Annotated in this window: 22 protein-coding genes and 1 tRNA gene; 4 read left to right on the top strand and 19 right to left on the bottom strand. The window is 35.6% G+C overall.

Going from position 1 to position 22901, the window contains the following annotated elements; all coding sequences use genetic code 11:
- The first annotated feature begins 89 nt into the window (after positions 1-89).
- Complete coding sequence (locus tag JP39_RS04270; protein WP_041500801.1) at positions 90-764, top strand: hypothetical protein; 675 nt, start codon at positions 90-92, stop codon at positions 762-764.
- A 56-nt stretch (positions 765-820) separates the two neighbouring features.
- On the opposite strand, the gene JP39_RS04265 is transcribed toward JP39_RS04270, so the two are convergent.
- The 14 genes from JP39_RS04265 to JP39_RS04200 all read right to left on the bottom strand — a co-directional run bounded on the left by JP39_RS04265 (position 821) and on the right by JP39_RS04200 (position 15226).
- Positions 821-1633: an SLAP domain-containing protein gene (locus JP39_RS04265; RefSeq protein ID WP_041500799.1), complete on the bottom strand. Its 813-nt coding sequence runs from the start codon at positions 1631-1633 to the stop codon at positions 821-823.
- A 31-nt stretch (positions 1634-1664) separates the two neighbouring features.
- Entirely contained in the window at positions 1665-2249 is a 585-nt protein-coding gene (locus JP39_RS04260; protein ID WP_137619776.1) for a hypothetical protein, read from the bottom strand.
- A gap of 48 nt (positions 2250-2297) precedes the next feature.
- Complete coding sequence (locus tag JP39_RS04255; RefSeq protein ID WP_245626362.1) at positions 2298-3353, bottom strand: SLAP domain-containing protein; 1056 nt, start codon at positions 3351-3353, stop codon at positions 2298-2300.
- Between the two features lie 159 nt (positions 3354-3512).
- Positions 3513-4304 carry a sulfite exporter TauE/SafE family protein gene (locus JP39_RS04250; protein ID WP_041500794.1) on the bottom strand — a complete coding sequence of 264 codons (792 nt, stop codon included), beginning with the start codon at positions 4302-4304 and terminating at the stop codon, positions 3513-3515.
- A gap of 74 nt (positions 4305-4378) precedes the next feature.
- Positions 4379-5287 carry an N-acetylmuramic acid 6-phosphate etherase gene (murQ, locus tag JP39_RS04245; RefSeq protein WP_041500792.1) on the bottom strand — a complete coding sequence of 303 codons (909 nt, stop codon included), beginning with the start codon at positions 5285-5287 and terminating at the stop codon, positions 4379-4381.
- A 12-nt stretch (positions 5288-5299) separates the two neighbouring features.
- A complete protein-coding gene (locus tag JP39_RS04240) occupies positions 5300-6136 on the bottom strand; it encodes a MurR/RpiR family transcriptional regulator (RefSeq protein WP_041500790.1) in 837 nt (278 codons plus the stop codon).
- Between the two features lie 15 nt (positions 6137-6151).
- On the bottom strand, positions 6152-6628 hold the full coding sequence (locus JP39_RS04235; protein ID WP_041500788.1) for a PTS sugar transporter subunit IIB: 477 nt from the start codon (positions 6626-6628) through the stop codon (positions 6152-6154).
- Between the two features lie 23 nt (positions 6629-6651).
- Positions 6652-7452: a PTS system mannose/fructose/sorbose family transporter subunit IID gene (locus JP39_RS04230; protein WP_041500786.1), complete on the bottom strand. Its 801-nt coding sequence runs from the start codon at positions 7450-7452 to the stop codon at positions 6652-6654.
- A complete protein-coding gene (locus JP39_RS04225; protein ID WP_041500784.1) occupies positions 7445-8254 on the bottom strand; it encodes a PTS mannose/fructose/sorbose/N-acetylgalactosamine transporter subunit IIC in 810 nt (269 codons plus the stop codon). Before JP39_RS04225 ends, JP39_RS04230 begins: the two co-directional genes overlap by 8 nt.
- 250 nt (positions 8255-8504) lie before the next feature.
- Positions 8505-10202, bottom strand: a complete 1698-nt coding sequence (locus JP39_RS04220; RefSeq protein WP_082330642.1) for an SLAP domain-containing protein — start codon at positions 10200-10202, stop codon at positions 8505-8507.
- Between the two features lie 71 nt (positions 10203-10273).
- Positions 10274-11731 carry an SLAP domain-containing protein gene (locus JP39_RS04215; RefSeq protein WP_041500781.1) on the bottom strand — a complete coding sequence of 486 codons (1458 nt, stop codon included), beginning with the start codon at positions 11729-11731 and terminating at the stop codon, positions 10274-10276.
- A gap of 149 nt (positions 11732-11880) precedes the next feature.
- A complete protein-coding gene (gene yjeM / locus JP39_RS04210) occupies positions 11881-13413 on the bottom strand; it encodes a glutamate/gamma-aminobutyrate family transporter YjeM (protein WP_041500779.1) in 1533 nt (510 codons plus the stop codon).
- 45 nt (positions 13414-13458) lie between these two features.
- On the bottom strand, positions 13459-14889 hold the full coding sequence (locus JP39_RS04205) for a C69 family dipeptidase (protein ID WP_041500778.1): 1431 nt from the start codon (positions 14887-14889) through the stop codon (positions 13459-13461).
- A 10-nt stretch (positions 14890-14899) separates the two neighbouring features.
- Positions 14900-15226, bottom strand: coding sequence for a heavy metal-binding domain-containing protein (locus JP39_RS04200; protein WP_041500776.1), 327 nt, complete (start codon positions 15224-15226; stop codon positions 14900-14902).
- A gap of 337 nt (positions 15227-15563) precedes the next feature.
- Between JP39_RS04200 and JP39_RS04195 the strand changes: the two genes are divergently transcribed.
- The gene (locus tag JP39_RS04195; protein ID WP_169751869.1) at positions 15564-16094 is read left to right on the top strand and encodes an Ltp family lipoprotein; all 531 of its coding nucleotides are present in this window, start codon (positions 15564-15566) and stop codon (positions 16092-16094) included.
- Between the two features lie 101 nt (positions 16095-16195).
- On the opposite strand, the gene JP39_RS04190 is transcribed toward JP39_RS04195, so the two are convergent.
- The 3 genes from JP39_RS04190 to JP39_RS04180 form a co-directional block, all read right to left on the bottom strand.
- Positions 16196-16267 (bottom strand) — tRNA-Gln (locus JP39_RS04190).
- Positions 16268-16426: 159 nt separating this feature from the next.
- Positions 16427-16621, bottom strand: a complete 195-nt coding sequence (locus tag JP39_RS04185) for a hypothetical protein (RefSeq protein ID WP_041500772.1) — start codon at positions 16619-16621, stop codon at positions 16427-16429.
- Positions 16622-16840: 219 nt separating this feature from the next.
- The gene (locus JP39_RS04180) at positions 16841-17179 is read right to left on the bottom strand and encodes a hypothetical protein (protein WP_137619775.1); all 339 of its coding nucleotides are present in this window, start codon (positions 17177-17179) and stop codon (positions 16841-16843) included.
- A gap of 254 nt (positions 17180-17433) precedes the next feature.
- On the opposite strand from JP39_RS04180, the gene JP39_RS04175 reads away from it, so the two are divergent.
- On the top strand, positions 17434-18348 hold the full coding sequence (locus tag JP39_RS04175; RefSeq protein ID WP_041500769.1) for a hypothetical protein: 915 nt from the start codon (positions 17434-17436) through the stop codon (positions 18346-18348).
- 55 nt (positions 18349-18403) lie between these two features.
- Here the strand turns inward: JP39_RS04175 and JP39_RS04170 are convergent, their stop codons facing one another.
- Together JP39_RS04170 and JP39_RS04165 are read right to left on the bottom strand one after the other, a co-directional pair.
- Positions 18404-19399 carry a tRNA dihydrouridine synthase gene (locus tag JP39_RS04170; RefSeq protein ID WP_041500767.1) on the bottom strand — a complete coding sequence of 332 codons (996 nt, stop codon included), beginning with the start codon at positions 19397-19399 and terminating at the stop codon, positions 18404-18406.
- 316 nt (positions 19400-19715) lie between these two features.
- Positions 19716-21494 carry a hypothetical protein gene (locus JP39_RS04165; protein WP_041500766.1) on the bottom strand — a complete coding sequence of 593 codons (1779 nt, stop codon included), beginning with the start codon at positions 21492-21494 and terminating at the stop codon, positions 19716-19718.
- Positions 21495-21689: 195 nt separating this feature from the next.
- On the opposite strand from JP39_RS04165, the gene JP39_RS04160 reads away from it, so the two are divergent.
- Positions 21690-22865, top strand: coding sequence for a multidrug effflux MFS transporter (locus JP39_RS04160; RefSeq protein ID WP_041500764.1), 1176 nt, complete (start codon positions 21690-21692; stop codon positions 22863-22865).
- Positions 22866-22901: the final 36 nt, after the last annotated feature.

The following is a 22901-nucleotide window of genomic DNA, read 5'->3' as shown; positions in this document are numbered from 1 at the left end:
CATATCAAGACAACCTTGATTGATATGCATTATAATTGTATTTAAGTTTACCAAGTTATTCTTAAACAAATATGTAGGAAGTTTTAAATGTGCAAATAGAAGACAAGATTTTCACGAATCACAAACCAAATTTTAAAAAATTACTGAACTTTGGATTTAAAAAAGTGGACAATATATATACTTTTTCAACTGAAATCCCTGACGCTGACCTGCTTATTTCACTGACCGTTGATAAAGCAGGACAATTGACCGGCAAGGTTATTGATAAGAATTTTAATTCCGAATATAATAATTTCCGCTCCAATCAAGTTCTGGGTTCCTTTGCATCAGATGTGAAGAAGAAATACACTGTCCTGCTGAAAAAAATTGCTGAAGAATGCTTTGAGTTTAATCCTGTCACAACTGGACAAGAGTGGATTATTCCAGCTAATCCTAAATATTTTGATTTGGCAAAGGCTTTCGCAGAGAATCCTACTATTACTTGGAAGCAATCAACGAATATTAAGGCAGACGACATTGTCTATATATATGTTGCTGCACCTATCTCTGCTTTGATTTATAAATGTTTAGTAATAGATACAAATATTCCTTATAACTATCATGATAAAAACCTAGCCATGAAATATGTTATGAAAATTCATTTAATTAATACATACGATTCCGCTCAATATCCTTTAAATAAACTAAAAACTCTGGGAGTTAGAGCTGTCCGCGGTCCACGTCATTTACCTAAAGAGTTGACTGATGATTTGAATAAAAACTAAATACAAAAAAATCGTCGAAATTTTCTTCGGCGACTTTTTTGTATATCAATCAATTTTTATTCTGGAACAACATCTTTTGAAACAAATTTGGTATTTGGATTTGAACCAGTGTAATTATAAATACTATTTAATCCATCTAAATCTTCAGGCCATTCGGCACTCATAGCAGTAGCATTGTCTGACATTCCTAATGCAGCAGGATTACCCGTATAAATTAAGGCAGCACGATGTCCAAAATGACCTACTTGTCCAGGTCCATATGAGATATTGTTATTGTCGTCATACCAACCCTTTAAAAGATAATAAGCAACATCCCGATCTGATTTCATTTCTTCATATTGACCATATTTAAGAATATAATCATATCCAAAACCATAGAGATTATCTTCTGTATCTCTAGGTCTAGTGGAATGATCCAGTGTATCGCCAACTTGTTGATAAGCACGATGATTGGCATATTCAAACATATCAGCTGTTGTCGTGGTCATAGGAGTCCCATTAGCAGCATGCAAAGCATTAAGATATTTGATGAAATATTGATTAATCCGTTGAATATTAGGTGTGTAATTCAAAGAAGGATTCGTATTATCATATAACCTTTTAGCATTATTAGCCTTTAAATATTCTTTAGTAGCAACTTGATAATACGTTTCACCATTGTGAGTAAAAATTCTACCAACTAACCAATTACTATTTGGTCCTAATGCTCGATCGGTAATAAGTTTGCCATCCTCACGATACAAACGGGCAACGTTGTTATTAACGCTGGCAACTTTAGCAGCATCAGCATCTTTTTGAGAAAGCATCATTGCTCCAGTTGCTGAGGCTAATAATGCCATAGATAAAATCAAATTTTTGACTATCTTCATAAATTAATCCCCCAGGAGTTATATTTTGTGATTAAATACTACTCCCACCATGGAAGTATATATCTTTAACCCATTCATTTGTCGCAACACGGTAATATTGAGCACCATCATAAGTTTTAACCTTATCTGAATACCAATCAGTATTATTGCCTAAGGCTCTATCTGATAAATTATAAATCTCTCCTGTTTTTGTAGAAAAAGCTACTAAAGGACAAAAGTTTCCCTTATCATTTCTAACAGTAATATCTTCCACACGTTTTTCTATCGTCGCAGTTTTAGGAGCCATTTTAGGATCACTTGGAGTATAAGTTGGTGCTTGTAGCACTCTTAATCCAGTGGTCGTTCGTAAAACTATAATTTTACTTGGACTTGCAACATGTTTATCTACCAATGGTGCGTTAATTGTTTCCATCCCACCAACTTTAGGAATCCAAACATAATCTAAAGTCTCAACACTTCGCTCTTGTCCATCAACATTTACATACATTGGAATAGCTACAGGACCAACCTCATCTGGATCAAAGTTAAAATCAAGTGATTCAGCTTCAACCGTCTGTGCAGCCAAACCTGTCGTTAAAACAGGACTTAAAGCTCCTAGCAAACCTACTGACATCATGCAAATAGTAAGACTTTTTTTTAATTTTAAACTACTATATTTCATATTTTAATTAGTCCCCACGGCAATATTACCGGAAGCTTTCAAATCGTTAAATGAAACCCACTCATCGGTAGCGACACGTCTCATATTTTCATTATTAACTATACCAACTCTATCTGTATACCATGAAGTGTTTGGAGCCAAAACACGGTCAGTGATTACTTTTCCGGCTGCTGTATAAAGTTTTGCTTGTCTGCTAGTCGTTACAGTTGCAACATCTGGAAAAATTTGAATACCATCGTTTTCCTTAATCCATTCATTTGGAGCAACACGATAATACGTTGTACCATCAGCTGTTAACTTTCTGTCAATTTTCCAAAGTGAATTCTTTGGCAATATAGCAGAAGTGGCTTTACCGTTTCCATCATATAACTTGGCATTAACTGTTGTTGAGTATATTCCATCATAGTTGATTCCGGTTGCTTGTTTTTGATTGTTTTGATCTCCAGTATTTTCAGAACTTGTACCAACAGTTACAACAACGTCTTTAGAACCTAAGATAGTAGGGGTAGCATCATTACCATAAAAATCACTACCTTTTGGTTCTCCAGCAACATAGGCAAGTTTTACATGGAAAGTAACGCCGGCTCCACTTTGCAATACTTTATTAATATCGGCTGGTTTTAAGTTTCCAGAAATACTGCCATCATTAGCAGTGGCTGTCATGAGAACCCCAATATTACGGTTGTTAAAGAATAAATCATCACCATTAGCATTGTCATTAAAACTAGCAAATAAATCATTTGTTAAATTTTTAGATGCATCAGCATATCTATCAAAAACAGGACTTTGTGGTGTTAATTGATCAGTTCCATAACTAAAAATACCGTCAGAACCCATGACATATCCCATTTCCATATCTTCAGTTCTCACAAGATTGTTTCCGGACTTAATAGTAACTTGATTCTTAACTTCGCCTAACCACTTTTGAACATCGGCTTGATTAACTCCACTGGCTGCATCAGCCTTAACAGTAGTTTCAGTAGCTGAACTAATCACAGGCATAGCAATTGGTGCAACGGCCAACAATGTAGCAGCGGTAATCCCCATATATTTAATCATTTTCTTCAAAATCATATCCTCCAATAACATTTATTTACTGCTAAATTCTAGCAAATGGATATGTCACTATATGGCAAAATTGATATTGTATAAAAGTTTTTCAAAATTATTTTTATAAATAGAAAAAGCGCCGTCAATATTAAATATGACGACACTTTTTTAGATAATATTCAAAATAATCAAGCCATTATAAATATTCAGTCCAATTACAAAGACAACAACGACTTTATACAAATTGAGCACAAATTTATTCGATGCTTTCGCACTGATAGTTGATCCTAGATAACCACCGACAATCGCTGAAACCATTATAAATGGTAGTAAATGTAAATCAATTGGCAATTTATGTAACACAGGTACGAGTGAACTCAACTTCATAAACTGTGAGAAGAAAATTGAAGCAATGGAATAAATAGCTGCCTTTTTAGCATCAAAGTTGAAGACAAAAATCAGCAGTGCTACATTTATTGGTCCTCCACCGATACCTAAGAATGTTGAAAGTGTTCCTAGAAAAACACCACTTAATAGGAAGAGAATCGTTGAAGTACGTTTGGAAAATTTCCAGCCACTATTTTTAGAAAATAGCAGTGCCAATATTAAACTGATTACAACGACAATAATTTGAACGAGATTAAGCATTTTATCATTATCCAAAATACCTTTGAGAAACATGAACAACCAATCTCCCAACTTCCCACCAAATAGTGAACCCATCGAAAGATACAGCACTTCACCCCAATTCATATCAATATTTTTCTTGGTATTCTTGATTGTGGAGACAATTGACATGATAAAAACGGCAAAACTGGAATAAAAGTTGATTGCAACCAGTGGATCATGACTGACAGCATCCAAAACGGGCTTAATAATCACGCCGCCACCCATACCAGAAATTGCGCCGACGGTATTTGAAAAAACAATTACTAAAACATATAAGATGATTTTATCCATTATTTTCACTCCAAAAAAAATGTGCATTAATTACCCAAAAACAGGGGGAATTAATACACAATTACCAATTTTAACTACTTATCCATACCCGCAATCTTATGGATATTTCTTTGATTCTTTTCAAATAGATTAATAGCTTCCTCATAAGACAAATTGAGTTTAAACATAATAAGTCCAACTGCAATATTCTTATGTGAGTTATTAAAAATTTCTCGTGCGACTTCTTCTTTAACCTTTAGGATTTGTTCAATAATACCAATTGACCTAGCAACTAGTTTTTCATTTGTTGGTTGAACATTTATCATTAAATTTTCATAAACGTAACCGGATTTAATCATTATTCCCGTGGAGATAATATTTAAAATCATTTTTTGTGCTGATCCAGCTTTCATTCTTGTTGAACCAGTAACAACTTCTGGACCCACTACTGGTGCGACTGCAATATTGCTTGTTTTAGCCATTGGACTATCAGGATTGCAAATGACTGCAATAGTTAAACTACCAATCTCATTTCCATATTCAATTGCTGATAAAGCATACGGTGTGCGACCACTTGCTGACAAACTAATAACTACATCATTAGAATTAAGATTTACATTTTTTAAATCTTCCAGTGCAAGCTCTTTAGAATCCTCAGCACCCTCAACGGCTTCATACATGGCTTTCTTGCCCCCTGCAAGAAGACCAAAAGCTCTAGTAGCTGGCACACCATAAGTTGGAGTTAATTCAATTGCGTCTAAGGCACCCAATCGGCCTGAAGTTCCTGCACCGATATAGATCAAACGACCCCCATTTTGAAATTTAATCGAAGCTTGTTCAATTGCATCACCAATTGATCCTGTAACTTTTTCAATTGCTTCAGCTACTGCAAAATCTTCACTATTAATTAATTGTGCAACTTTGTGACCGTTCATATTGCCGATATTAGTTGTCTTGGGATTACGAGATTCAGTCTTCAACTTTGTTACGTCATCTACATTCATCGACCCTTACTCCTATTTTTCTTTTAATTTATTGATTAAATGATTCGTTCGAATGGCTGATTCTTTCATCTCACCATATCTTAATTGCATGACGCTTATAAATAAAAGATCCGTTATATACATAGTAGAAATCTTTGAAGCAATAGCTGCCACACGAATAGTCCGTTCATTATCTGGAATTGTTAAGCAGATATCACTTGAACTAAACAGTGGTGTGTCCTCTCTAGTTATTGCTATCACAGGTATGTGGTGTTCTTTAGCATATTCAGATCCGATACTAACTTCTCTAGTTTTTCCAGAATAAGAAATTGCAACAACAACATCATCTTTAGTAGCATTAGTCAAAAATTCCAAATTCATATGCGCATCAGTTTCATAAAAAGTCTTAATTCCATAACGGTTCAATTTATGATAAAGATCATAGGCAATTAGTCCTGAAGTTCCCACACCCAGTAAATAAACATGTGTTGCTTCATTTAATAATTCGACTGCTTTATTCAAATCATTTTCATTTATCATTGCCAATGATTTTTGAATACTGGAATCATATACTTGTTCAAGTTTCTCAGACATAATCTTTGAAGTATCATCTTTTTCAATCACTGTATCAACAATCACTTTTCCAGATGATAATTGACTAGCAATGGAAATTTTTAAATCTGAAAATGAATCCAAGTCTAATTGTTGCGCAAAACGGACTACTGTAGCTGTTGAAACGCCACTCTTCTCACCTAATTCTTTCGAAGTCAGATTCAAAATATCTTTGGGATTTCTCAAAATATATGTTGCTAATAATTTTTGTTGTTTGCTTAATGACTTATATCGTTGCTCAATTGTTTCTAGAATCACTATATCCACCGCCTATTATTTTAAGAACGTTTCAATAGAGGCATCACTTTCACCAGGCACCATTTGCGCTGTAATTTTAACTCCATTACCTAGCAGTTCACGAAGATCTTCAATATCTTCCTCAGTTAATGCAACTGATTTCTTGATTGCTTTAGAACCTGGCTTTGATGAAATGTTACCTACATTGAATTGTTTTAGATCGACTCCACCGTCAATCAATGTTTTCATGTCTTGAATATTACGTGTAATTAAGAAGGCATTATCACCATCATACTTTCCATTCTGCAGGTTCTCAATACCTTTATTAATAGAAAGAATTGATAATTTAACTCCAGTTGGACGAGCCAATTTCAAAGCATTGATTTGCATTTTGTCATGAACTACCTTGTCATTTACTACAATAATACGGTTAGCTCCTAAAAGATTGGTCCAGACTGTTGCCACTTGGCCGTGAATTAAACGTTCGTCAACTCTTGCGTGAATAATTGTCATAATATTTATCTCCTCAAATTAAATTACATTCCAAAAATACGTTTTAGATTTCCAAGAACCATTCCTAAAGCAATTAATACAAAAATCAATCTAGTTGAATTCATTTTCTTCTTACCTAAAAGCCAGTATGAAAACATAACAATGGCTAATGGAACTAAAGCAGGCAAGATTTGGTTTAACATATCATCAATATTTAAAGTAACTTTTCCCATTTTGTATTTAAGGTCAAGGGAGTAATTAATAACTGATGGGATCAAAGCACCAACAACCGTTAATCCTAATATTGATGCCCCTTCAGTCAATGTCTTCATTCGACCAGCAAATTCCGTTGCCAATTTAGTACCTTGGTTATAACCAATCCAAGTGAACTTATATCTTACCCAAAGAATTGCTAGACCAGCCACGATAGGCAACAACATCCCTAAAGTTGAACCAGATAGTGCCATATATGATGCGATTGAAAATACAATGGCACGATAAATTGCTAAGAAAATTGTATCTCCGACACCGGCGAAGGGACCCATTAAACCAGTCTTCAAACCAACGATTGCTTCTGGATCACTCATCCCTGTCTTCTCTTCAATACCTAGGTCGGCTCCGATAATCAAATGTGACATTGGTTGACTAGTATTGAAGAATCCTAATTGTGTCTTTAAAGCTGTCTTCATTGCTTCTTTATCATCTTTGTATAAAACCTTCAACGCTGGCATTACGACCCATGAATAACCTAGGCCTTGCATTCTTTCATAGTTCCAGCCCCATTGAAGTCCAAATAAATTACGCCAATAAACTTTTTTAATATCTTTATCTGTTAATTTAGTCATCGATTTCTACCTCGTCATCATCGTCAGATTCCGTACTTGAACTTACATCTGTAGAAGTTGTGGCTGGTTGTTTTTTGAAGATTACGTAAATTGCTGCCATTGCCAATCCAACCAAAGCTGCTCCTAAGATTGAAAAGCTTTTACCACCATAAGCCATCATTACAAAACCAATGATGAAGAATGGGAAATATTTTTTAATTGGAAGATAACGCATCAAGATTGCAATACCCATTGCTGGAAGAATTGCACCAGCTGTCTTTAAGCCATCCATGAACCACATTGGAATAAAACTGTTAATTGCTGAAACTACGCTTTGACCAAAGAACAATCCGATTGCAACTGGAATAACACGTGATACAATCCAAGGAATCATTCCCCAAATATTTTGCATTTCAACTTTTCGATAATTACCTTCTGCAGCAAACTTATCTGCACGGTGCTGGAAATATGTATTTGCCATACGAGCTAGAATATCTGTTTGTGTTAACAGCAAACCAATTGGAACTGCTAATCCAATACCATATGAAGCACCTTTATTTGCTAAAATCGCATAAGCCGTTCCCATAACTGATCCAGTTAGAAAATCAGGAACAGTCGCACCACCGAAAGTGGCAACCCCTAAAGTCATCAATTGTAAGGTGGCTCCGACCATCAAACCAGTCTTCAAATCCCCCATTACCAAACCAGTAATAGCTCCACCAAATAGTGGTGAATAAGGACCAAGTTGCATGGATATTTGATCCAAAACAGCCAAACTGACATAAACACATAAAACTAAAATAATACCGATAGAAACTGTCATAATATTAATCTCCTTTTGCGTATATGTAATCGTTTTCTACAAGATGAATTATAAATGGTTATTTCTTAAATTGCAACACAATTTCATATTTTATTTAGTTTTGCTTATTTTTGAAACAAACATACATTATTTAATTATTCCAGTAATGGATTATCTATATACAAAATAGATATTTTATAGGATTTCATGCCAAATCAACACAATCCTGGAAACAAAAAAAGATTGCTTCCGCAATCTCAAGTTTGACTAACTATTTGAATGTAACTGTATCTGCATCAACCCACTCATCGGTTGCCACACGATACATTAATTTTCCATTGATCATAGCTTTCTTATCTGTGAAGAATATTGCATTTTTAGCTAATGCACGGTCAGTCCATTTCTCACCCTGACTGCTATAAAGCTGTGCAGTCTCATCGGTGTGCACAAGACCACTGACACTTTGGTATTTAACAACATGGTCATCATGTACCCACTCGTGAGTTGCAACCCTATGATGCAATTCATTTTCAAAATATGCAGTTCGGTCAGTATACCAATCAGTTGTTTTTTCTAAGCCTCTATCTGTAACAGCGCCTGAATTTAACTTAGTCAATCCCTTAAATGAATCTCCGTGAGTTTGAACATTGGAATCGCTGAAGTTGAATAATTTAACATCCTTCGCCATTACCCATTCATTGTTGCCAATACTATAATATTTATTACCATCAACCTCATTCTCTTCATTTGTAACAAAGTCTGTTGTTTGATCTGAAAGTGATTTTTCACCAGTTTTTATTCCATTTTGATCGTAGATATTTATTGATTCTTTGTCAGTCATGATATTGGTTGCACCAATTTCTTTGATATTGGAAGTTTTATTACCGCCTGCTCCAGAACCCGTATTTTCATCATCTGTGTCAGTTTCTGAAGTTTCTGTCTTCTCTCCAACTGTTACAATGGAAGTAGCAAAAATATCGGGATCCTCTTTGTAATAATATTTAACATAATAAATGTTTGGGCTGAACGGATCTATCTTGTCTCCACCGACAATATATAAATCATCAATAGGAATTGACTTACCTTCGCCATCCTTAGCATAATCAAAACCGAGCTCATTACTCCATTTTTCACCATAATCCAAATTAACATCTTTTGTTTTAATTATTGGCTCAATAGGTTCCTTAGTGTCCCCGTTTTCTTTAACTGTAACAGTACAACTAAATCCGCCACCATAACCATCAAAAATAAGCCGAATAGGATATACACCAGGTATCGAAGAGTCAACTATCTTACTGTCATCGCTATACTTTATGCTGTGTTTTATATCTGCTCCGAATTCATCGTGAGCATATTTTACTAACTGGTCTAAATTTAACTCATCACCTTCATTTATCTCAACCTTATTATATTCTTCAAACTGAATACCTTCAGTTTTCCTAATTTGATATGACTGTTTAACTGTAACTTCTCTTCTATCGCCTGAAACATTATGTTCTTCTTGAAACTTAACAATCAGAGTTCCTGAATATACCTTTGTTAATTGTTCTTCTACCATATCAGACTTTTCCATAATATTCTGAATCTCTATTATTCCAGCACTTGCAGTTCCATAACTTTTAATTCCTTCACTTGTTTCAATACAGACCTCTACGTTATTTTGCCCATTATAACCTCCAATAATACGGGCGTTTGAACTTAAAAACGGACCTAAATCAAACTTCCAAGTATTACTTGTTAATGTTAATATTTCCGGTTCTTCAATAAGAACCTCACCCTTCCATTCTTCATATTCAGCCTTAACAAGCTCAACTCGAACCAAATCCGACACCAATCTAGGATTAACCACAGACACAGCCACCAAAGTTCCAGCAGACAACCCAGTTGCCGCCACCATTATTCGTCTTTTCATAATCTTCACTTCCTTTGTTGTGATTTTTTTAACATGTCTTAACTTGTAAATAATCATATAAAATTACTGGTAACTTTGTCACGTTTAAACACAACAAAAAAGATTGCTTTCGCAATCTTAACTGCCAATTATTTGAATATAACTGTATCTGCATCAACCCATTCGTCGGTTGCTACACGATACATCAATTTACCATCGATTGTTGCTTTCTTATCGGCAAAGAACGTTGAGCCCTTGGCCAGTGCACGGTCAGTTACTTTCACACCTTCACTGTTATAAAGTGATGCAGTTTCAGTAGCATGTACAACACCATTAACACTTTCATACTGTACAACATGACCATCCCGCACCCATTCATGTGTTGAAACTCTATAATGCAGCTTGTCGTCTAAATATACGTGCCGATCCGAATACCAATCAGAATTCTTTGCTAAGACTCTATCCGTAACAGGATTTGAATCTAATTTGGTTAGTTCCTTAAATGAACTTGCATGAGTTTGAATATAGGCATCATTGAAGTAGAATTCTTTAACCTTATCTGCCTCTACCCATTCATTATCGCCAATTTCATAATACTTAACGCCATTAACCTCGTTTACTCTATTTGTAGTAAAATCAGTTATTTCTTCTGTAAGGTTTTTTGTACCCACTTTCTTCCCATATTGATTGTAGATAGTTAATGAATCCCTATCGGTCATAATATTGGTTTCTTTAATTTTTTCGATATTCGAGATTTCTTCATCCGGTTCAACACCTGGATCAACCTCCGGCATATTTATAATATAAGGTTGGACAATTGTAGTGTTGATTCCGTTATTACCCCATCCCTGATTTTTAAAGGGTGGCTTCTGTAATAAATTTATTGTAATTTGGCCTGAATATGTTCCATTATCATTTTTTGTCATATTTACCAAATCATCTATTACAATTTCCCTTGTATCTGGATAATATATAGTATCCAATTTTTCATCTTTAATTGAAACTTGATTAACTACTACTTCATTGATTGTTATCTCGTTTTCTAAGTTTTCTCCAATATAGGGTGAAAGCTTAAAGGTTAAGTCATTCATATTCAAATAAATGACATCCTCCTCCACACTTACGGACTGATCAACATTTATATTGGTTGGATTTTTAAAGTGGTGATCATAAACATCAGATAAAACATCAAAATTAGTTACTTTACTCTCTTGTATTTGTATTATGCTCAATTTTTTAATTTGACTAACCATAGAAATATCTTTAATCGATGTTTGTATTATACGTAATTCTGCCAATTCAGTGATATGCTCAATACCCTCTAAACTGGAGTATTTGTCTCCAAATAGGTATATCTGACTCAGATCACTACTTTCTAAATCCTCAGCCTTCAACTCATCAGCCCCTATTTTCAATTCGCGTGCAATTTCTGCTCTCAATTCAGGATCAGGTATCATTTTAGTAATATCTTTCGGAGTTTCAGTTTCTTCTGCCTTAACCCGCTCAACTCGAATCAAATCCGATACTACCCTAGGATTAACCACAGACATAGCCACTAAAGTTCCAGCAGACAACCCTGTTGCCGCCACCATTATTCGTCTTTTCATAATCTTCACTTCCTTTATTGTGATTTATTTAACATGTTTTGACTTATAAATAATCTTATAAAATTACCTGCAACTTTGTCACGTTTAAACACAACGCAAAAAAAACAGACCTTATCAAAACTCGATAAGATCTGTTTTTTCATAACTAATTAATCATTTTCGGCATCAATGCCAGAAGTTGCTTTAGCATGTTCCTTATGTTCATATCTGTAATACAGAATGAATCCGACTAGTCCAAAGACAACTGGTCCAATAAGTGTCCAAAGGGCATCTGTATAAGCACCTTCCATGATTGGTTGTAATACGGTAAAGATAATTGCGAACGCTAAAACTAAGAAGACGATCGTTGAAACTGTCCACATAGCTTTCTTGTTCTTATAGAATAAATATGGTTTTTCAATATCTTTATTTAAGTTAAAGAATGGATATGCACCTACCAAGAATAAGTAAGGTACAGTTGTTGAAACGTTAGCCATCAATGTCAAAACGTTATAAAGTGCCTTGGCATTTTTACCACCCATATCAACGATTAAGATAAGGACGATAACAACGATAGCTTGTACCCACATAGCATAAGCTGGCATACCATGTTTGTTTAACTTAGTTACCTTTGCAGGCCAGAAATCTTTGGGAGTACCCAATACGAAAGACTTCAATGGTGAATAGATCAAGACGAAGAATGCACCCATGTAAAGGATGAACATATCGAATCCAGTGAATCGAGCCAACCACTCACCTAAAGTGATAGCGGCAGCACTACCTAATCCAATATGTGTACCGAAAGTATAACCAAGGTTACTCATCATAACATAAGTAATATTACCCAAGTTAACGTTACCTTTAGCAATAACAGCATTCCAGTTAGCACTCATTGACCAGCAGAGAATTGTTAGTGAGTAAAGCAATGTAATAACACCTGCTGAAATCAAAACACCACGTGGGAAATCTTTCTTAGGATTCTTCATACTATCAGTAACACCACCGACAGATTCCATACCACCGTAAGCAAAGATTGCATAAACGATGAATGAAACCATGCCAAGTGGAGATGCAAATGCTGGATTAGCTGAATGGATAAATGTATCTAATCCGTGAATTGGTTCTGCAGTGTGAAAACCTGACATAAATAGAACTGCCAAACTCAAGAAGAAGAAAATGACTTGCAAAAGAATTGTCATAATTCCCCCGAAATTTGAAACCTTTGAAATCTTATCCATACCTTGTGAAGCTGTGTATGTAACAAACACAATCCAAAGTACAGCTAGCAAACCGATAATTTGTGTTGCTGAAAGTCCAAACATGCCCCAAGTTTGCGTTGTATCGTGACCGGCAAACATTGTTGACAAAGGAATCCAAACTTTTGAAGAAGTTGACACTAGCCAAACTTCCCATGAAGCTAGCCACATAAATGTACCAATAAAGGCCCATTTAGCACCAACGGCTCCATCAATCCAAGAATAAATTCCACCCTTTGCTTCGTTAAAAGCGGAACCATACTCTGCCATCATAAATCCTACAGGTAGGAAGAAGAATAAGGCAGCAAATACATACCACACAATACTTGCTAATCCCATCTGCTCATAAGCTACAGTTGTATTAGCAAATCCAAAGATCGCCGTGAAAATCATCATTATTAACCCAAATAATGTGATTGTTTTTGTCGGCGAATTACCATCATTCATTTTATAAAACCCCTCATTTAATTTTCAATGTACAAATTATAATTTCTATAAATTCATATCTGTCTTGAAGTTTAGAGGTGAAAAATCAGTCGAGTCCGTAATTAATTGAGCAATTAGCTCTTTATAGCCGTCAAGTGAAATTTTTGCCATTTCAAATGAAGCTTCGGTTAAATAATTAGGTAATTTATCATCATCTTTGCTCAAGGCTTCCCGATCAAAATCATTTAACTTCTTACGAAGTGTGATATTGATGTCCTTTTGCTTGGCTTGGAAATCTTTTCCAAGTTCTTTGTAGTGACCGTCTAATAAAACTCCGGCTAATTTATACGTCCAATAAGCTGACTTACTATCGTATGGAAGTTCACCAACTTGGTACTCTGCAGGTGTATCTGTCATCCCCATATAGAATGGCACATAAACACTCTGTGAAGCGACACCCATGGCTAACCACTGAACACAGGCGATTTCAGGGGCCATATCAGGTCTGATCTGTAAGACGTGAGACTCCTGAGTTTTAGCTAAACTAATTGGACGGTAACGCTTATTATTAGCAGACTTATTCAAAGGATCGAACTCAGTCTTCTGATAATGTGATGCCAAATAATCTTGCGCATCATCAACACTCAACAAACGATTGGCTTTTTTAACAAAAGCTAAATCTTCACTCTCAGGACTTTCATCAGTTGGACCTGAGAATTGTTGTTGACCCCACCAAACACGTGGCGTGCTGTAAATCTCATCAGATAAATCATGTGTCCCGAAGATTTCTCTGAAGTTAAATCCATCAGGTCTAGTATTCAAATGATTTCCAGAAACAAATTCTTTAATATCTTTACGATATAAAAAGTTATCCGAATCATTAAAATCAATTTCTTGAATAGCTAGTTGGTTGGCAACCACTGCGTAACTATCGTCGGGGATACGTTGTGCAACCCAATAGTGACCTGATCCACTTTCGAAATACCAAACTTCATCTTTATCAGAGAAGAGCACTCCGTTAGTTTCACAAGTACCATGATCTTCTATAATTTTACCTAGTCGTAAAACACCTTCCCGAGCGGTTTTAACATAAGGCAAAACAACTGTGATCATGGCTTCCTCGCCAATACCATTTTCATCAAGAGGATCAACGCCTAATACACGTTGGTTTGAATAAGCACTTTCAGTAGCACTCATTCCAACGCCATATTCGTTAAAACCATCCTCTTCAAATAATCCTTCTTTAAAGGTCCATTCAGGAGTGGCAGAATATTTATAGCGAATTTTAGGCAGGTCCATTTGAAAGTCATTGGCTTTAGAAACGAATTTTTGATCATCAGTAAATTCTTTATGTTCATGAATAACAAAGTGCTTTGGCCATGATGCTTTGGCGTCTTCGTTTCTGCCGATGATAGTTGAACCATCAACGGTTGCTTTCTTACCAATTAAAATACTAGTACAAGCTGATAAAGAACTTTTATTATATTCTAATGCCATTACAATCACCTTACTTAAATTTTACTGCGGTACCATACGCTGCAACTGTCTCCATGTCTGCACTGATTGAGTCAGAATCAAAACGCATCATAACTACTCCGTCAGCTCCCATGTCCAAAGCATTTTGACGTAAACGGTCAATTGCAATGTCACGAGCTTCAGTCAATAGTTCTGTGTAAGCTTTGATCTCACCACCAACAATGTTCTTGAAGCCAGCGCCGATATTTCTAACTACGTTTTTCGATTGAGTCGTCAAACCAAAGACTTCACCGATAATTTCGTAGTCATGTCCCGGTACGTGTTCAGTTGTAGTCACTAATATCTCGCTCTTCTCCATTACTTCACCTCACAAAAATAATTATTTCACTCCATTAAATAATGTAACACATTCACACCATAATATGGTTATATCTGGAGATTTATTGAGCAATATTTTTGACAATTTGTTGGAAACGTAAAAAGTGAGTTTTCCTTGTGGTTGTAAGCGTAAAGCATTATAAAAATATTTATCACACAACTTGGCAGTTCGGCAATTCAAGCAAGCAATTTCACAAACTTTCAGTTATAATTTAGGTATATTTGATTTAAAAAAATACATGGAGGTAATCATTTTGAAGCCTCAGAAAAGACAAAATTTAACTCGAAATCAAATTGTATTTTTATGCATTATCGGCTTGCTTTTTTTAGCATTGATTCCAATGGCTGTTTTATCATTGCGGACTACTAGTACTAACAACACTTCAACTCGAACGGAAGTGGCGGTTCCCAAACATGGCAAGTTGGTTCTCAAGCAAGCCCAAAACTACGTTGACGTAATGCATATCTCAAAACAAGATTTAGCGGATCAACTGTCAGCTAAGCACTATTCGAAGGCCGCAATTAACTATGCCATAAGTCATGTGAAAACTAACTATGATAAGAATGCTTTATTAAAGGGTAAGGAGTATTCTGATTCTCAAAATATGTCAAAGCAAGGTATTTATGATCAATTAATTAGCAAAGGTAAATTCACTGTTAAACAGGCTCAATATGCGGTGGATAATTTGCAAGTTGATTATAATCAGAATGCTTTGATTACGGCTAAAAATTATCAGCGCGACTTGGGTTTCTCCCCTGCTAAGATTCGGGAAGTCCTGATTTCTGATAAAAATGAGAAGTTTACGCCGGCAGAAGCTAATTATGCTATCCAACATTTGAATGATTAAACTCTTCCAAAAAATATCTGTAAATTAAAAAAAGACTACTGTCCATTTCAAAGAATGAATAGTAGTCTTTTTAGAAAATCATAAAGTTAATTAAATTTTTATTGGGCATATTGGGTTCGAACCAATAAATTGCGGATTCAGAGTCCGCTGCCTTACCATTTGGCGAATGCCCACTAACAGTAAAATGTTATAAAAAAAAACCACTTCTGTCAAGGCAATATTAACTTTTCACTTAAATAATATGATATTTTTCACAAAAATGGCTTTAATTGAAATCACTTTTTTCTACTACTCAAAAAGACACCCGAAATAATTCAGATGTCTTTTCGTATCTAATGTATTGCCAACAAAATTGTCATCACAACGATAACTCCCAAGCAAATCTTCAAATTATGGCGATTCCTAATTGACACAATAATTTCTTCATCCCCATTAAAAACTTGAGCTCTAACTGGCCAAAATACTCTCACAACGTAAGACACAGCCATAAGTAATAATAAAATTTCCAAAATAAATAAAGCATTCATATAAAATAACTCCCAACTCTTTTAGATATTTTATAAGTATATCTTAACGTCATTATAAGTTGGAGATTATGTTCATTGTTATTTGATATATTCAAAAATAACAAAAAAAATCATCCTGATATTTTTCCATCAAGATGATTTCCTCATAAATACTCTCTACGTTTAATAAATAAATTACAACTGTCAACCTCGACCAAAGGGTTTAACAATTGTTAAAAACTATTTGGCACTTTCAATCTTTTCCCTGTGCCCTGCTTTTACTTCTTTTTTAACTTCTGTATGTTGTCCATCGAGAATCTCAATTGCCTTCTCCAATGATTCAAAAATATCGGTATTCAACAATTCCATAATTGGGCTTAATCGGCTATACTCGTGCGACATCATATTTTTATTGATTTGTTGATCATTCAAACGGCTCAATTTCAAATTGTAATCCATTAAGGCGTTTATCCTAATCTTGGAATCGTCCAACTCACATAAAACATCATCAATTTTGTCCATATCATAAGTTCTAGTTGACTTATCAATCTTATCTTCCACAGTAATCTCCTCTTTCATCCGAATTATTAGTCTAGCTCCGTCTACACCATCATTCTAGTATCTTTTACCGTTAAAGATAGTCTTTTATCCAAAATGTACATATTATCTTTTTGTAAATTGATAACGGTAAAATTATATATTCCTAAATTACATATTTTAAATAACTTTAATATATACGAAATATTTTCAGAAAGTATCGTCATGTGTTACACTTATCTAGCTTTCCTGATAATTCAGGAGTAAATAAAACAAAAGGAGTTAACAATTACCAAATGCATTTATCTACAATTGAGAAACGTAACTATTTGATTGGCTTTGTTTTCATAATTTTTATGGTAGCGAGTGCCACACTATTGAACGATATGGAAATCATCTTACCCGAAATTGGGGCTTTGACTGCGGGAACTTGGATCTATCAGAACGGTGGCTGGATAAACCAGCCGACAAAAATTTTTCTAGCCCCCTCAGGAACCGCAATTATTGGATTTGTAATCAATCAATTTTCAATTACGTACGCTGAAAAAGTGCTTTTGGGATTATTGTTTATGCTTATCCTCTTACGTTTATTGCATTCCAACTTGGCACCATCATTTGCCACGGGACTTCTTCCCATCATTATTAACGCAACACACTGGTCATTTATCGTAGCAATCTTACTATTCACTTCATTTTTAATGATAGGAGTATTCTTACAAGGCCGCTACAAAGGTACAACGCCAAGTGATCCTATTAAAAATGAACACATGGTAGTTTTCACAATTATGGCAATTATCTGGGTCACCGCCGTTTGGTTCTTTGGCTTTTCACAAATGGCTGCAATTCCACCTGTAATGGTTGTATTCTTCGAAGTCTTGCAAAAATCAGATTATAGCTGGCAACTAGCCATCAAACATTTTGTAGCATTAGTTGGTGCCGCAACGATTGGCGTCTTGATACACATGGTATTCGCTTCATGGCTATTATCAGCTGCCATTTCGTTACCTTTAGTTTTCCTACTATTACAATTATTGAAAATTAAATTACCGGCAGCGTTCGCGTTCCCACTGTTGGCACTAGTCTTACCCAGCAGCATGTTCCATATGTTGCCAATTACCGCAATCATCGCCTCGACATTCTTCTTAGGCACAATCGTCTTATTGAAGAAATTTGTTGCACCATACAGAGTCAGTTCAGAAACTAATGACTAAGAGTATTTAAATAGCTCAAGCAATCCAATTTGGGATTACTTGAGCTATTTTTGAATTATTCACCAGGATCGATGCGGTCGACAATTGCTCTAGCCTCATCAGTCGTTTTAGTTTGCATTAAATCATTTCGAATCGCTGAAGCACCTTTCATCCCTCGAACGTAAATCTTGAAGAATCGTTGTAATGGCGCAAAGTGACCGGGGATTCCCATAGCAACAAATTGGTCGTACAGGTCTAATTGATAACGCAATAAACCTAACAATTCATGACTTGAGTGTTCCTGAGGTACTTTTTCAAAAGCATAAGGATTCATGAAAATTCCCCGGCCAATCATAATACCATCAACACCAGGATGTTCATTTGCCAATTTGATACCGGCTTGATAATCCTCAATATCACCATTAATTTGCAACAAAGTATCCGGTGCATAAGTATCACGCATCTGAACAAGTTCATCAATCAACTCATAGTGTGCGGGAACTTTACTCATTTCCTCACGAGTTCTGACATGAACAGTTAAAACAGGTATTTGTTGCTTCAAAAGAAACGGAATCCAAGTCTCCATTTCTTCTAATTCACTGTAACCCAAACGTGTTTTCACACTGACAGGCAATCCACCTTGACGAGCACCCTCGATAATTTCTTTAGTTGTGTCAAAATGACGAATCAAATCGCTACCACTGTGGTTTTTGATAACCGCAATATCTGGACAGCCTGTATTGATGTCAATTGCTTCATAACCTTGCTTAGCAACCTCTTTAGCAGCTTTAATAAAGTCCTCACCTGAGTTACCCCACAATTGCACGATAGGCTTAGGGTCCTCTTTAGGGTCGATATATAAACGCCCTTTAGTGGCCTCTTTAGCCAAAGGATGCGTGATACTCAAGGCATTCGTAAATTCGGTATAAAAATTATCCGGTGCCGCAGCTTTCATAACGACACGACGAAAAACTGATCCGGTTACAGCCTCCATCGGTGCCAAACTGAAGAAAGGACGATTTTCCTTCTTAGCTTTTTCTGCGATGCGATTCCAGTATGCTGACTGGGTCACATTCTCACTTCCAATCAAAAATTAATTACAATACTAATTACTATACCGATTATGATGATAGATTAGCAAGTATTTCGCCTAGTTTATTGAAGTATGCCGTTTCCAGAGCTGAGAGTATTCATCTGCTGCGCGGTACGGTCCGAGCCAAAGGGCGGTCTCGAACCTCGGTTGAAGCCTTTTCAAAGACCGAAAAGTCTCCAACACGCCCGGTGGTGTACTTGCTAAAGCAATAACGCCACTTTCGCTGCGGATGAATACTCTCAGCTCTTCCAACTAATTTGTTTTTTAGAATTAAAAATTTCCTGCAAATAATCAGCTATTTACTTATTTCATTAACATCGCTTTGCTTAACAAATTCATTAGTTGCAACACGATAATATTCAGTCGTTCCATCGTTTAAGTAGGCAATTCGATCACTGTACCAATCAGTATCACTTGCTAAAGCTCGATCTGTTACAGTATTTCCTTCAGCACTAGCCAGCTTCTTTATGCCATTAAGCTTAGTTTCGACAACAATTGGATGTGCTGTGTAAATATAAGCTTGTGAAGCCTTGACCCACTCATTTGTTGCAACTCGATAATACGTATCACCTTTGACAACAACTCTTTGATCACTTTGCCAGTCGCTGTTTGGTGCTAAAGCTCTGGTATCATCAGCGGTCATTGAATCAGCATTTAAATGATACAGTTTTACGTTTGGTTTATCTGGGAATGTGGAAACCGTTTGTTTAAGATATTCTGGTTTGACTCTATCGGTATTACTTGAAGAACCGGAGTTACTCTTTATAGGTGTGTATTTAACTGAATCTTTGGTAGTGATTGTGCCCTCTGCATTTACGTGGGCGCTTACTGTGGATTTATCTGCTTTATATCCACTGATTGTTGGTACCGGTACGGTAAGATTGTCACCGACTTCTCCAGTTATATCTGAAACTGTTTTCTCCCCTAGATTAGATGGGAATGTAACACTAGAAGTAATAACTTGATTCTGTACTATTTCAATATAGGGTTCAGGCGTATAGTCAAAATCAGTACTTAACTCTACTCCGTCTTCTTGCTTAATCCATTCACTTTGAGTAACTTCGTAAAAAATATCGCCATCACGATCAACCTTTGCGATTGGCACAAAAAAGGCAGTATTACCCGGATACTCAGATCCTTCCTTAAAAAAATAATTTGAATAATCATCGCATAAATATAATTCATATCGATTTTTGCCTGAGCCACTTAAGCTAATGGTTGCAAATCCGAAATCTTTAGATAAAGGTTTATTAGCTATCTTGACTTTTATTGGATTTAAATCATATTCCGTATCTTCCTCTGGTGTCAACGTTGCATCCACCGTTTGTCCAATACTACCCTTAAAATTATATTCAATATCTTTCTTATATTCATAAGAATACTTTTTAACTGTTCCTTCAACTGTACCGTCTGAATTTATACTATAGTTATCCCATTCAGAATCGTCATAAGTTATAGGATTTGACTTATTAATTGCAAAATAAGGATTACTTTTCAATGTAAAATTGTCAGTTCCAGATATCGTAGTTCCTTTAAAAGATGGCTTAATCCATTTATCATCTCCAATAAGATAATAACTATTTTTTTTATCATAATCATCATCATCATTTAGTGTCATTTTCTGCGATAATGAATAATCTTTACCCCCGTCTACGTACTCACCTTTAACTTCTTTACCAAAACTGTTAAAAACCTGATACGAAGTAGAATATATGCCTAAAAGATTTATCTTGTAATTAGATGAAGAATCATCAACTTCAGATGACTTTCGGTCAATAATAGAAACCTCAACGGATTTACCGCTTCCATCAGTTGACATAGCTTTAACAGTGGTCCCTATCTTACCCTTAACAGAATATTGCACTCCATTATATGTAATGTCTGCAGAAACAGTTCCATCGTCAGATGTAATCACATTTGAACCTTCAATGTCATATTCAACACTATCACTAGTTGGCACACTGGCAGTATCAGTCTCACCTGCAGCTTTAACAACCTGACTATTTCCTCCTAATAAAAATCCACTAAATAATAAAACTGATGCCAAAACGAAAACTCTCTTATTATTTTTCATATTATTTTCCCCCAAGGCTATCTACACAAATGCCTCATTTCTTAATAGTATTGCAATATCATAAATATATCTATATCATACTTATTAGACTTTAAAGAAATTAGGTGAAAACCATGGAATTATCTAACATCATGGCTTGTATGCCCGCAAATGATGCAGGACGTTTTTCAGCAGAATAAAATTTAGGAGTCTAAAATGAAAAACGTCCGTAACACCGTACCATCACTTTTATTAATTATTGTTCTCGTGGGATTTCCACAGATCAGTGAATCAATTTTTACCCCCGTCCTGCCACAAATCAGTGCCAACTTGCACGTTTCAGCGGGAACATCACAATTAACAATGAGCATTTACTTCATTGCTTTTGCCATTGGGGTACTCTTCTGGGGTCAATTGTCTGATAAAATTGGTCGGCGTTTAGCGATGAACCTAGGTATCGTCGTCTACTTAATTGGAAATATTGGATTATTTATCAGTCCAACATTTCAATTTTTATTATTTTCAAGATTTATTCAAGCTTTCGGAGCCAGTGTTGGTTCTGTTGTAACGCAAACTATTATGCGTGAAAGTTTTGACGGCATCGAGGGTGCCAAAGTTTTCTCGAAAGTGGGGGCTGCTATGGCATTGTCCCCTGCTTTTGGCCCATTAATTGGTGGACTTTTGGAAACATATTTTGGTTATCGAAACGTCTTCAGTGCCTTAATCATCATGGCAACGTTAGTATTGCTATACAGCTATTCTCGTTTGCCCGAAACGCGTGATACAAATAATATTCAACAAGTTTCACTTTTAAAAGTAACTTGGCGTTTGTTAAAGGACCCTGTAGTTTGGAGTTATGGGATTCTAATTGGCGGTATCAATGGAATCCTCTTCGGCTACTATTCAGAAGCACCATTTATTTTTATGGAACACTTCGGCTATTCGTCCGTTCAATATGGTAGTTTAGGTATGACTTTGGCTTTAGCCAGTTTGCTAGGAGCTATTCTAGTCAACTTTTTGGTTAAATATCTAAAATCTGAAACGATTGCCATTATCGGTTTAATATTCAGTTGCTTGTCGGGATTATTATTACTAATTAGCTTGCAATTTGATCAAGCCTACCTTTTGATAATCGGATTCTTCTTGATTTTCTTAGGATTAAATACAACTCTACCGATAACTTTGAACCTCGCTTTGAAAGGCTATGAAGATGTTATCGGCAGTGCCAGCGGTATCTTTAGTTTCGGATATTACTTGATTGTCAGTTTTCTAACTTACCTCGTCAGTTTTATCCACAATGGAACCATTTGGTCACTACCGATATTTATTTTGGCAGTCAGTGTAATTATGTTGCTAGTGTACTTGCCCATCGCTTTAAAAAATCGAATTTAATTGTAAAAGGATTTTATCTCATTTCGGGATAAAATC

Origin of the sequence: Companilactobacillus heilongjiangensis (assembly GCF_000831645.3) — a bacterium.
GTDB lineage: Bacteria > Bacillota > Bacilli > Lactobacillales > Lactobacillaceae > Companilactobacillus > Companilactobacillus heilongjiangensis.
The sequence above is the reverse complement of the archived record's forward strand: the minus strand, read 5'-3'. Positions and strand labels throughout refer to the sequence as shown.

Excerpts from the sequence above, each read along its gene's own strand:
- JP39_RS04265 (WP_041500799.1), bottom strand. The coding sequence starts at position 1,633 with ATGAAGATAGTCAAAAATTTGATTTTATCTATGGCATTATTAGCCTCA.
- JP39_RS04260 (WP_137619776.1), bottom strand. The coding sequence starts at position 2,249 with ATGATGTCAGTAGGTTTGCTAGGAGCTTTAAGTCCTGTTTTAACGACA.
- JP39_RS04255 (WP_245626362.1), bottom strand. The coding sequence starts at position 3,353 with ATGATTAAATATATGGGGATTACCGCTGCTACATTGTTGGCCGTTGCA.
- JP39_RS04250 (WP_041500794.1), bottom strand. The coding sequence starts at position 4,304 with ATGGATAAAATCATCTTATATGTTTTAGTAATTGTTTTTTCAAATACC.
- murQ (WP_041500792.1), bottom strand. The coding sequence starts at position 5,287 with ATGAATGTAGATGACGTAACAAAGTTGAAGACTGAATCTCGTAATCCC.
- JP39_RS04235 (WP_041500788.1), bottom strand. The coding sequence starts at position 6,628 with ATGACAATTATTCACGCAAGAGTTGACGAACGTTTAATTCACGGCCAA.
- JP39_RS04230 (WP_041500786.1), bottom strand. The coding sequence starts at position 7,452 with ATGACTAAATTAACAGATAAAGATATTAAAAAAGTTTATTGGCGTAAT.
- JP39_RS04225 (WP_041500784.1), bottom strand. The coding sequence starts at position 8,254 with ATGACAGTTTCTATCGGTATTATTTTAGTTTTATGTGTTTATGTCAGT.
- JP39_RS04220 (WP_082330642.1), bottom strand. The coding sequence starts at position 10,202 with ATGATTATTTACAAGTTAAGACATGTTAAAAAAATCACAACAAAGGAA.
- JP39_RS04215 (WP_041500781.1), bottom strand. The coding sequence starts at position 11,731 with ATGAAAAGACGAATAATGGTGGCGGCAACAGGGTTGTCTGCTGGAACT.
- yjeM (WP_041500779.1), bottom strand. The coding sequence starts at position 13,413 with ATGAATGATGGTAATTCGCCGACAAAAACAATCACATTATTTGGGTTA.
- JP39_RS04205 (WP_041500778.1), bottom strand. The coding sequence starts at position 14,889 with ATGGCATTAGAATATAATAAAAGTTCTTTATCAGCTTGTACTAGTATT.
- JP39_RS04200 (WP_041500776.1), bottom strand. The coding sequence starts at position 15,226 with ATGGAGAAGAGCGAGATATTAGTGACTACAACTGAACACGTACCGGGA.
- JP39_RS04185 (WP_041500772.1), bottom strand. The coding sequence starts at position 16,621 with ATGAATGCTTTATTTATTTTGGAAATTTTATTATTACTTATGGCTGTG.
- JP39_RS04180 (WP_137619775.1), bottom strand. The coding sequence starts at position 17,179 with ATGAAAGAGGAGATTACTGTGGAAGATAAGATTGATAAGTCAACTAGA.
- JP39_RS04175 (WP_041500769.1), top strand. The coding sequence starts at position 17,434 with ATGCATTTATCTACAATTGAGAAACGTAACTATTTGATTGGCTTTGTT.
- JP39_RS04165 (WP_041500766.1), bottom strand. The coding sequence starts at position 21,494 with ATGAAAAATAATAAGAGAGTTTTCGTTTTGGCATCAGTTTTATTATTT.
- JP39_RS04160 (WP_041500764.1), top strand. The coding sequence starts at position 21,690 with ATGAAAAACGTCCGTAACACCGTACCATCACTTTTATTAATTATTGTT.